At 53.6% G+C, this 9,582-nt stretch carries 9 protein-coding genes; 5 read left to right on the forward strand and 4 right to left on the reverse strand.

What is annotated here, in order from left to right; translation table 11 throughout:
- Positions 1-126: 126 nt before the first annotated feature.
- The 3 genes from RCH87_RS09045 to msrB all read left to right on the forward strand — a co-directional run bounded on the left by RCH87_RS09045 (position 127) and on the right by msrB (position 2,570).
- Positions 127-831 (forward strand): dihydrofolate reductase family protein, encoded by a 705-nt coding sequence (locus RCH87_RS09045; RefSeq protein WP_306516377.1) that lies wholly within the window; start codon positions 127-129, stop codon positions 829-831.
- 109 nt (positions 832-940) lie between these two features.
- Complete coding sequence (locus RCH87_RS09050; protein WP_306516378.1) at positions 941-2,155, forward strand: glycosyltransferase family 87 protein; 1,215 nt, start codon at positions 941-943, stop codon at positions 2,153-2,155.
- 10 nt (positions 2,156-2,165) lie between these two features.
- A complete protein-coding gene (gene msrB, locus RCH87_RS09055; RefSeq protein ID WP_306516379.1) occupies positions 2,166-2,570 on the forward strand; it encodes a peptide-methionine (R)-S-oxide reductase MsrB in 405 nt (134 codons plus the stop codon).
- A 122-nt stretch (positions 2,571-2,692) separates the two neighbouring features.
- Here msrB and hemQ read toward each other — a convergent pair whose 3' ends face one another.
- Positions 2,693-3,415 (reverse strand): hydrogen peroxide-dependent heme synthase, encoded by a 723-nt coding sequence (gene hemQ, locus RCH87_RS09060; RefSeq protein ID WP_306516380.1) that lies wholly within the window; start codon positions 3,413-3,415, stop codon positions 2,693-2,695.
- Between the two features lie 145 nt (positions 3,416-3,560).
- Here hemQ and RCH87_RS09065 point away from each other — a divergent pair, with 145 nt between their 5' ends.
- Together RCH87_RS09065 and RCH87_RS09070 are read left to right on the forward strand one after the other, a co-directional pair.
- Positions 3,561-4,184 (forward strand): DUF3000 domain-containing protein, encoded by a 624-nt coding sequence (locus RCH87_RS09065; protein ID WP_373690969.1) that lies wholly within the window; start codon positions 3,561-3,563, stop codon positions 4,182-4,184.
- 13 nt (positions 4,185-4,197) lie between these two features.
- On the forward strand, positions 4,198-5,436 hold the full coding sequence (locus RCH87_RS09070; protein ID WP_306516382.1) for an HRDC domain-containing protein: 1,239 nt from the start codon (positions 4,198-4,200) through the stop codon (positions 5,434-5,436).
- Here RCH87_RS09070 and dxs read toward each other — a convergent pair.
- The 3 genes from dxs to RCH87_RS09085 all read right to left on the reverse strand — a co-directional run bounded on the left by dxs (position 5,384) and on the right by RCH87_RS09085 (position 9,534).
- Positions 5,384-7,306 carry a 1-deoxy-D-xylulose-5-phosphate synthase gene (gene dxs, locus RCH87_RS09075; protein ID WP_306516383.1) on the reverse strand — a complete coding sequence of 641 codons (1,923 nt, stop codon included), beginning with the start codon at positions 7,304-7,306 and terminating at the stop codon, positions 5,384-5,386. The two genes, RCH87_RS09070 and dxs, sit on opposite strands and share 53 nt — an antisense overlap.
- A gap of 93 nt (positions 7,307-7,399) precedes the next feature.
- On the reverse strand, positions 7,400-8,635 hold the full coding sequence (locus tag RCH87_RS09080) for a class I SAM-dependent RNA methyltransferase (RefSeq protein ID WP_306516384.1): 1,236 nt from the start codon (positions 8,633-8,635) through the stop codon (positions 7,400-7,402).
- Between the two features lie 2 nt (positions 8,636-8,637).
- On the reverse strand, positions 8,638-9,534 hold the full coding sequence (locus RCH87_RS09085) for a DUF3710 domain-containing protein (RefSeq protein ID WP_306516385.1): 897 nt from the start codon (positions 9,532-9,534) through the stop codon (positions 8,638-8,640).
- Positions 9,535-9,582: the final 48 nt, after the last annotated feature.

Below are 9,582 nucleotides of genomic sequence, written 5' to 3' on the forward strand. Positions count from 1 at the left end.
TGCTTGAATGAATCATGCTAGGCCTAGTTGCGAAGCCATAGTGTCCAGTTACGAGGACATAGTATAAGCATACCGACTAACACAATTTCGTCCTCGGAAAATGAGAGCACCAATGTTTGGAGAATCATGGACCAGCCTCTGCTGAAAGATTTACTCGGGCCGACAAGTCCAACCCCGGAAACACTTTCGGTACGCGCAATTTGTGCGAGTACTCTTAACGGTTCCGCTACAGTTGACGGCCGTTCAAAGGCGCTCGGCAACGACCTTGACGGTAAACTCCTCAATGCACTGCGGGACTGGTGTGACGTCGTACTAGTCGGGGCGGAAACCGTACGTTCAGAAAATTATTTTGGTGTACAGCCGACGGAGAACTCCCCTGTCCCTGCTCGCATGGCTGTAGTGACCGCTTCAATGGAATTTCATTGGGACAAGCAGTTCTTTTACAACTATTTCACTCCACATATTTTCCTAGTCCCTGATAACTCATTGTCTGATTCGACAAAGAAACCATTAATCCATCGCCTTGAAAAATTTGGAGATGTGCACAACATCAACGATGGCAACCCACAAAATTGGATTGACACGCTGAAGCACTTAGGTTTCAAGCGAATCTTGTGCGAAGGTGGACCTGCAATTTTCGGAGGCTTGATCGCCAGCAATGCCGTAGATCAGTTCTACCTCACCCTCGACCCGACACTGAGCTCAGCGGTGGAATCTCCTATCACCCGCGACACCAGCGACCACCTCGCTACCCAAAATATGCATTTAGAATCTGTGCAATCATGCCCGGATAGCACTATTTTCCTGCGCTATGGTCGAGGCGACAGCTAAGCTCAAAGCAATGGAAACAGCGAGAAACACAGCGAGCATGGCAGGTGAAAAAATTTCGTCAGGACAACGAGGTCGGAAAAGAGCTGGCCTAGTAGACACTCAATTGCAGGTGCTCGCCCCGCTCATTCTCTGGCCGTTGGCTGTGGTTCTGGGCTTGCAGCTCTTATTCGTCGAAAGCCTCAATGGCGCAGTGACCGACGACTTCACGACGGTATATTCCGCTCTGCAGCGTTTCCTCAATGGCAAAAACATTTATGAGCAGGTCTATCACCACACTGATCCGCTTTATCTTTATAATCCCGGAGCTACCCTTTTTCTCTCCCCGATTGGATTGATCGCTAGTGCCGAAGTCGCGCGAGCGTGCTTCATCTTTGCCAATGCAGCCAGCATCATCGCGTCCTTAGCCATTTTGACGCGCATGTTCGGTTTTTCTCTACGAAGCGTCCTGTTTCCGCTGAGCATCGTCATGGCTGCGTTGACTGAATCGGTGCGCAACACCCTGGTTTTTTCGAATATCAACGGCTTATTGTTGTTGGCGTTAGTTGGATACCTCTGGTGTCTGACCAAAAAACAACGCTGGGCTCGCTGGAGCGCAGGCCTGATTATCGGCCTGGCGATCGTCGTCAAGCCTCAATTCGCCCCGCTATTGTTTCTTCCATTCATAATGCGGTGGTGGTCAACGATCATCGTGGGGATCGCTGTCCCCGTGGGCCTGAATTTGCTAACTTGGCCAATCGCCCCGGGGGCCAGCAACTATCGGGCTGAGCTCGTCCCGCATCTGAGCCAGACACGTGATTTCGCCAATTCTTCGCTCCCCGGGCTCGCAGCGTATTTCAACATGCCAGACTGGCTGTATTATCCGCTGTGGCTGTTTTTTGCGGCCACGGCCGGTGTCACGATCCTGGCATTGCTCATCATTCGTCGGTCTGACCATCTTTTGTGGTTGGTAACCACGGCTGGTGTTTTATTCTGTGGCGTCTTTTTCTTGTCGTCACTCGGCCAGATGTACTATTCGATGTTGTTGTTCCCCATGATTTTTAGCGTCACGCGTTCACGCAGTGTGTTCCATATATGGCCAACGTGGCTTGCAACGATCTTGTTTTTGTCACCACTGAATTGGGTGACAACGTGGACTCCAAGCACTGCGCTACCTGTCGGGCAATGGATAAATTATTTCAGCGCCACCGCGGGCTGGGCTCTATTACTCTTGACGACGGCTGTCTGCGCTATCTCGTGGTTGTTGCACGATCGTCACCAGACGAGTGCTCAAGGTCTCAATGGCTCAGCTGCTGAAGCCGACCGAAATACCGCTTCGCGGGCGTAGAATAACCCGCATGACTGACTTTTCCCTGATGGCTGATGATCAGTGGCGTAAGCGCCTCAGCAAAGAAGAATACCGCGTGCTCCGTGAAGGTGGCACCGAAGCTCCGCACACCGGCGAATACACTAATACCACAACCGAGGGCATCTACTCGTGCCGCGCGTGTGGCGCGGAATTGTTCCGCTCCAATCAAAAGTTTTCTTCGCACTGCGGCTGGCCGTCGTTCTTTTCTCCACTAGCAGGAGACTCCGTGATCGAAAGGGAAGATCGCTCGCACGGCATGGTCCGTACAGAAGTCCTGTGCGCAAGTTGCCACTCACACTTGGGGCATGTATTTGCTGGCGAAGGCTACGACACACCAACTGACCTTCGTTATTGCATCAACTCCATTGCGATGACGCTCACTGAATCCGAATAGCCTTCGACGGACCAACAAGAAAAATTGCGCTAACTCCCGCCCCAGGGTGATCCTGGATCCCGAGTTAGCGCACCATTGCTCTCTCGCGCTGCCAGAATTACACAGCGCGTCGCACCACAGTTTTAAGGCAGAATCTGCACGAGCTCGTTGAGGTTTTTGACCATTCGGCCAGTGTAAAACGGCAGTTCTTCGCGAACATGCAGCCGGGCCTCCGTGTAGCGCATTGTGTGCATCAGATCGACAATGCGCCCCAGATCCTCGGCTTCAAAAGAGAGCATCCACTCATAGTCACTAACGACGAATGCCGCGATGGTGTTGGCCCGCACGTCGGCGAAGTCTCGTGCTTTCATCCCATGATCACGCAAAATTCGGGCACGTTTTTCTTCGTCCATAATGTACCAGTCATAAGAGCGAATAAATGGATACACACAGCACCATTTTTCAGGGTCCTCGCCCATGATAAAGGCTGGAAGATGGCGCTTATTGAATTCCGACGGGCGATGAACGCCGTTGCCTGCCCATACTAATGCGCTAGCTTTCCCCAACTTCGTCTCCCGGCGAAATGCTGCGAAAGCTGCTTGCAAATCTTCAAAGTTTTCTGCGTGCCACCAGATCATGTAATCAGCGCCAGCTTTCATGCCCGCGAGATCATAAATTCCGCGGACTGCGACCACGCCTTCGTTTGCAAGGTTGTCGAAAAACTCTTGGGCTTCTACAGCCGTCTGTTCGCGAGACTCCGCATCGCCGGCAGCAAAACCGTCGTTGAGTTTGAATACCGCGTGTTGGCTGTAGCGTTGAACTTTATTGAGTTCATCGTAGTTCAGTTCTTTGTGATGATCCGCCATTAAAACCTCCTGGTTTTGTAAATTCGTCGGTCTAGCCACAACCGTGGTCAGTGAAAATGACCACGCAACTGGTGGTTCTGCAGGCAATTCTACCCCACGGCGCGCCTTCACCACTATGCAGAGTCTCAACATTAGGTTGAACTTTGTGAATGACACAGATCCGTCGACGAACGCGCAGGAATCCGCCGCCTCCAAGGCCGGGCGAAACGTGACCCCACCGGCTTTTACTGCGGCAGTGGAGTCTATGCACCAGGCCGACCTGCGCGAAGGTATCTCTCTCGGAACCATCCGCCCGCCACAGCGGTTGGCACCATTTAGCCATGCCATCGGGCTTGAGGTCGAACACCGCGAAGCGGAATCTGTGCCAACAAATTCCGAAGGTGACGCATTCGGGCGCTTAATCTTGTTGCACGACCCAGGAGCACAAGAATCTTGGGACGGCGAAATGCGATTGGTCGCTTATATCCAAGCAGACATGGAATCATCCGTGGCCACTGATCCATTACTCCCCGACGTCGCCTGGCAATGGCTCAGCCAAGGATTAGAAGCTCATTCTGCTGCATACACCAATCTCGGTGGAACCGTTACATCAACAACCTCTGTTCGTTTCGGTGAAGTTGGAGGCCCACCGCGCGCCTACCAATTAGAAATGCGCGCCTCGTGGACGGCAGACGACAACATTCTCGCCAACCACGTGCAAGCTTTCGCTGAAGTGCTCGCCCACGTCGCTGGCCTCCCACCGGAAGGCGTGCGCCAACTACACCGTTAGCCGTTTCACCATTATGACCGAATTCCTTCGTCGCCCTGCCGCGGGAATCCCGCCAGTACTGTCTTCTGAATCCGATTTCTATGCGGCAGCAGATATGATCGCAGCCGGTCATGGCCCTATCGCCATCGATACCGAGCGTGCTTCTGCTTTTCGCTACGATGACCGGGCATTTCTCATTCAGATCAACCGAGCCGGCGCCGGCATCTTCTTATTTGCTCCAGAAGGTTTACGCACCGAACTCCGTGAGGCATTGGCCCCCGTTATCAACAAATTGACCTGGGTTGTGCATGCCGCGGTATCTGACCTGCCCTGTCTGGCCTGGCTCGGATTATATCCAGCTCGCCTGATCGATACCGAGCTAGGTGGCCGTTTAGCCGGCTTGCACCGCGTGAGCTTGGGCGCGATGTATGAAGATTTATTAGGTGTGCGCGTGGCGAAAGAACACAGCACACAAAATTGGTCAGCAACGCCTCTGCCTAAATCCTGGCTAGCCTATGCAGCATTGGACGTCGATAGATTATTGGAACTTGCTGACGAAGTCGAATACATGCTCCGTAGCCAAAAGAAATGGGACTGGGCAACCGAGGAATTCGAATTCGTCCGCGCACAGCACGCTGATATTACGGAACCAGAAATTCGTGATTGGCACATGATCAAAGGAATGCGGGGATTGCGTGATCCTCGCGAGTTGGCTATCGCGCGTGAGCTGTGGCGAGTACGCGAATTCATCGCTGTCAGCGATGATGTATCACCGGGAAAGTTATTGCCAAATAAAGTAATTCTTGCGATTGCTGCACGGCGGCCGTCGAACCTGGCAGAGTTATGCCGAGTGCCTGGCGCGAGAAATTCACGTAAAGCTTCGAGCATCTGGTTCGATGCTGTAGCGAAGGCCGAAAGTTTGCCAGAATCTGATTTGCCTGTTCCGGGATCCGGCGAGCTGGCAGGGTGGGTAACTCCTGGCGGCATCAACAACCGCGTGTGGAAAAAACGTGATCCGGATTCGTGGATCAAGTGGGAATTAATTCGTGAAGACCTACAGGAAATTGCCGAAGAAGTCTCGGTACCTTTAGAAAATTTGTTGAGTACGGCACACGCGCGGCAGTTAACCTGGGATCTCGTTGTCGGACAAAATATCCGCACCGAAGACGATCTGGAAGATCTGTTGGCACAACACGAATTGCGCGAGTGGCAAAAAGATATTATTTGGCCGGTTTTTGCCGCTTTTCTTCCGGATCAATCGAACCCTGTATAAGCTCACTGATCACGGCCGATACACCGGATACATCAAGCCCGACTTCTGCTAATAACTCGCTGCGCGAAGCGTGCAGTGGGAATACCGAAGGAAAGCCGAGCTGTCGCACCGGTAGGTGGATCCCAGCTGCAGAAAATTCTTCTGCAATTAACGAACCGATACCGCCGCGCACGATCCCGTCCTCGACGGTAAGCACTGCATCATGGCCATCTGCCAAGCTGAACAACGATTCAGCTACAGGCGCAACCCAGCCCGGATCCACCACAGTGACGTTTGCAAAGTCTTGTGCTGCTGCAATGGCGGTTTCTACCATTGCACCTACTGCGACAACCAATACTGAGCGCTGTCGCACCCCGTCAGCACTAGCATCATCGCCATAATGCACGATGTCGACCCCATCGGACAACGTAGCCCAGGCTGGGATTTCCGTCGGAAGACTGCCTTTCGGAAAGCGCACGATACTCGGGCCGTCGTCGACAAGCAATGCTTGCTGGAATAAGCGCGCCAGTTGGGCACCGTCACGCGGGGCTGCAATCCGAATGCCCGGCACAACGCTGGCAACTGACATATCCCAGACACCGTTGTGGCTGGCACCGTCCGATCCCGTGACCCCTGCGCGGTCCAAGACTAAAGTCACCGGCTGATCCAGCAGCGCGACATCCATCAAGAGTTGATCAAACGCACGATTCAAAAATGTCGAATACACCGCGACGACTGGGTGTAACCCTGCCAACGCCAACCCCGCCGCCGAGGCAACCGCATGCTGCTCAGCGATACCAACATCAAAAAACCTCTCAGGGAACCGCTGCGCAAATGGTGTCAACCCGGTCGGCCCAGCCATGGCAGCGGTAATAGCGACGATATCCTTCCGCTTTTCGGCCGCTGCCAGTAATTCTTGTGTAAACACGTCGGTCCAGCCAGGCTGCGACTTCGACTTCGGCATCCCAGTCACTCGGTCTATTGCACCCGTCGAATGCATCTGGTCAGCCTCATCATTCACGGCAGGTGCGTAACCATGCCCTTTTTCCGTGACAACATGGACAATAATCGGGCCATGATGGTTTTTCGCGTAAGTAAATGCATGATCCAGTGCGTCGAAATCGTGCCCATCGACGGGACCGACATATTTCATGCCCAATTCCGGAAACATTTCCGTCGGTAAAACTGTGTGCTTCACGCCTTCTTTGAAGGCATGCAGAGCATCAAAAGCACGATTGCCCACCCAGCCCATCGACTTTAGGGTCTTTTTCCCATGCTCCATCAAGCCATCGTATGGACCAGATATACGCAAGTGAGCTAGATTTTCAGCAAATCCACCGATCGTCGGAGAATAGCTACGGCCGTTATCATTAACGACGATCACTACGTTGCGGTCTTTTCCTGCCGCAATGTTGTTGAGCGCTTCCCAGCACATCCCGCCAGTCAAAGCACCGTCGCCGACAACGGCCACAACGTTTTTGTCTCCCCGACCATCGAGCGAAAAACCTTTTGATAGACCATCGGCATAAGCCAACGACGCCGAGGCGTGTGATGATTCTGTCCAGTCGTGCTCAGATTCCGCGCGCGCGGTATACCCCGACAAGCCATCCTTTTGGCGCAGAGTATTAAACCGATCCGCGCGACCGGTAACAATCTTGTGTACGTAAGACTGGTGCGAGGTGTCAAAGATAAAAGGCTCATTCGGCGAATCGAACACGCGGTGCAAAGCCAAGGTTAATTCAACAACCCCGAGGTTGGGGCCAAGATGACCACCAGTCACCGACACATTTTCGATAAGGAAGTCACGAACTTCTTCCGCCAACTTCGGGAGTTTTTCGGGCGACAAAGCCTTGAGGTCGGCGGGAGTCTGTATTCCGCGAAGAAGGCCCATTGTCTCTACCTCAACTCCTCGTCTCATCTGTACTGCTCGGTAGCTAACGTGTCTATCTTACTCGCTACCCCTCCATAATCCTGAACTGAAGATTTACTGGGAACTATCTCGCCGTTCTAGCAGGGCCATGATCTCAAAATGATGGGTCCCTGGGAATGCATTCACCAAGCTCAGCTTGTCGACGCGGTAGCCATTATCAACCCAGCTACGCAGATCGCGCGCGCAGGTCGCAGGATCACATCCAATGTGTACGACTTTCGCTGGCTTTGCCTGCGCCACTTCGTTGATAACCGCTGCCCCTGCACCTTTACGTGGCGGATCGAGAACAACGACGTCAGGGCTATCGAGGCTGCCGACTGCTTTTTCTACTTGTTTTTTGTGCATCTGCACCGACAAGTTTTGCAACGCCGGCTGGGTTTTGGCCATCGCTGCGGCTGACGTATCCACGCTATGCACTGTGCTTGCCGACGGATTCTGAGGTTGCAGTGCCTGTGCAATAGTAGGAATGAACAGTCCTACTCCACCATAAAGATCCCAACCTATGCCGTCGCCAGATGTCGTGGTGCCACGCAGCCAGGTTCCAATAGTCCGACAATAGGCTTGAGGTGCGTGAGTATGCGCTTGCCAGAATGCCGTGACCGGAAATTCGAAGGTATGCCCATTGACTACCTCGGTAACGGTTCCGCTGCCTTCAAGGACCTTTTCTACTTTTTCCGTGCGCTTGCCGCGAGCAGATTTACGGGATTCCACTACGTGGCGTGCCCCCGTAGAGTCAATCGCGACGATCAATTCTGCACCAGGGCGAAAGCTTTTCGCATCCGGGCCGACGATTCCGCTTGCAAGGCCGTCGACTAGCTGTGTGCAAGCATGTTCAGTAACTAACTCGTGACTGTTTTTCTTGCGCAGCCCAGCGCGACCATTATCGTCGACGCCGAAGCGTACGCGGGTACGCCAACCGTGAGCGGGCTCAAGGTTTTGGGTTACTACCTGTGGTAGCTCTGCGACAGTGAATTTTCCAATCCTTTGCAACTGATCCTCAAAGACTTTTCGCTTCAGATCTGCCTCGTGCTCAAAATCCAGCGTCGCAAAATCACAGCAGCCAGCTCCCACCGCGGCCGCTGGACAACGCGGCTGCGTACGGAAGCTGCTCGGTTCTAGGACTGATACCACCTCAGCTGCAATGAAGGACTTCTTTTCTTTCGTGATCTGCGCCCGTACCCGATCCCCTGGGTAGGTCGAACTCACAAAAACGACGCGACCATCAGCAGCTGTTCCGATACCGACGCCGCCATGCCCCATCCGTTCGATGGTCAGTTCAAGATTGGACACTACTATCGCTGTTCCTTCGTGTTGTCGACGTTTTTCGTCTCAGTTGTGTTGGAGGTATCCGCAGTGCCCGTTGCATTGGCTGTGCCATCTGCAAGATTGCGCAATGATTCCTTCGCCTCGTCGACTCGCGGCGATTGTTGTTGGCTCTGTGCCTGCCGCTGTTGCATAGCCTGTTGTACTTGCTGCACCAGGTTGGCAGGCATAGTCACAGGCAAGGAATTTCCAGCAAGAATTGGCTTCTCCCCGCGGTATACAAATGTCCTGGCGATGACTTCTCGCGCCAGTTCAGCAAGCTTTTCTGCTCGATCTGCTGGTCCGGCGAGAGTCATTCGCAACATCCACCGAGGCTTTTCTGCGCCAATCACGCGGGTGATCGCTTGCTTGTTCTCGCCCACAATCTCCGTACCCCACGGGCCTTGCTCGACGGATACCTCCGCGCCGCTTTGCTTCATGCTTTGTGCGATTTCGGCGGCAGCTTCGTCCCATTGGCCTGCCGATGACGGCGCTGCAAAAGCGATTGGCGTTAATCGGCCAAAGTGGGTTACTAAGTGGAGCATCTTCGGGCCTTTTTCGCCCATCTCAACTTGCACCTGCGAATCCTTCGGCACCGCAATTTTGATCGACCCGAGGTCCAAGATTCCGGAGGAAAAATCTCCGAAGTCGAATTCGTTGATATCGACCGTATCACCATCAAATGGTCCCGTTTCTCCGGGCGCACTGACAGTTCCAGAAGCCGCCGTCGCTTCACCGTGCTCAACTTCCAGTGCAGAACCGCCATCTACAGGGGCTGAGGATTGTTGGTGATCTGCTGCCTGTTCGGCTGCTGGCGAATGCGCGCCATCTGTCGCGCCCTTTGCTGATGCTGATTTCTTTTTCTTGGAAAATCCCCACAAAGCCATGCTGGGTATCATCCTTTCCCGCTGCGATTAGTATGCGCTGCGTTTATC

Source organism: Corynebacterium sp., assembly GCF_030826625.1.
GTDB lineage: Bacteria > Actinomycetota > Actinomycetes > Mycobacteriales > Mycobacteriaceae > Corynebacterium.

What these genes read in the sequence shown, in the direction of transcription:
- msrB (WP_306516379.1), top strand. Translation starts at nt 2,166, where the DNA reads ATGACTGACTTTTCCCTGATGGCTGATGATCAGTGGCGTAAGCGCCTC.
- dxs (WP_306516383.1), bottom strand. Translation starts at nt 7,306, where the DNA reads ATGGGCCTTCTTCGCGGAATACAGACTCCCGCCGACCTCAAGGCTTTG.
- RCH87_RS09045 (WP_306516377.1), top strand. Translation starts at nt 127, where the DNA reads ATGGACCAGCCTCTGCTGAAAGATTTACTCGGGCCGACAAGTCCAACC.
- hemQ (WP_306516380.1), bottom strand. Translation starts at nt 3,415, where the DNA reads ATGGCGGATCATCACAAAGAACTGAACTACGATGAACTCAATAAAGTT.
- RCH87_RS09070 (WP_306516382.1), top strand. Translation starts at nt 4,198, where the DNA reads ATGACCGAATTCCTTCGTCGCCCTGCCGCGGGAATCCCGCCAGTACTG.
- RCH87_RS09085 (WP_306516385.1), bottom strand. Translation starts at nt 9,534, where the DNA reads ATGGCTTTGTGGGGATTTTCCAAGAAAAAGAAATCAGCATCAGCAAAG.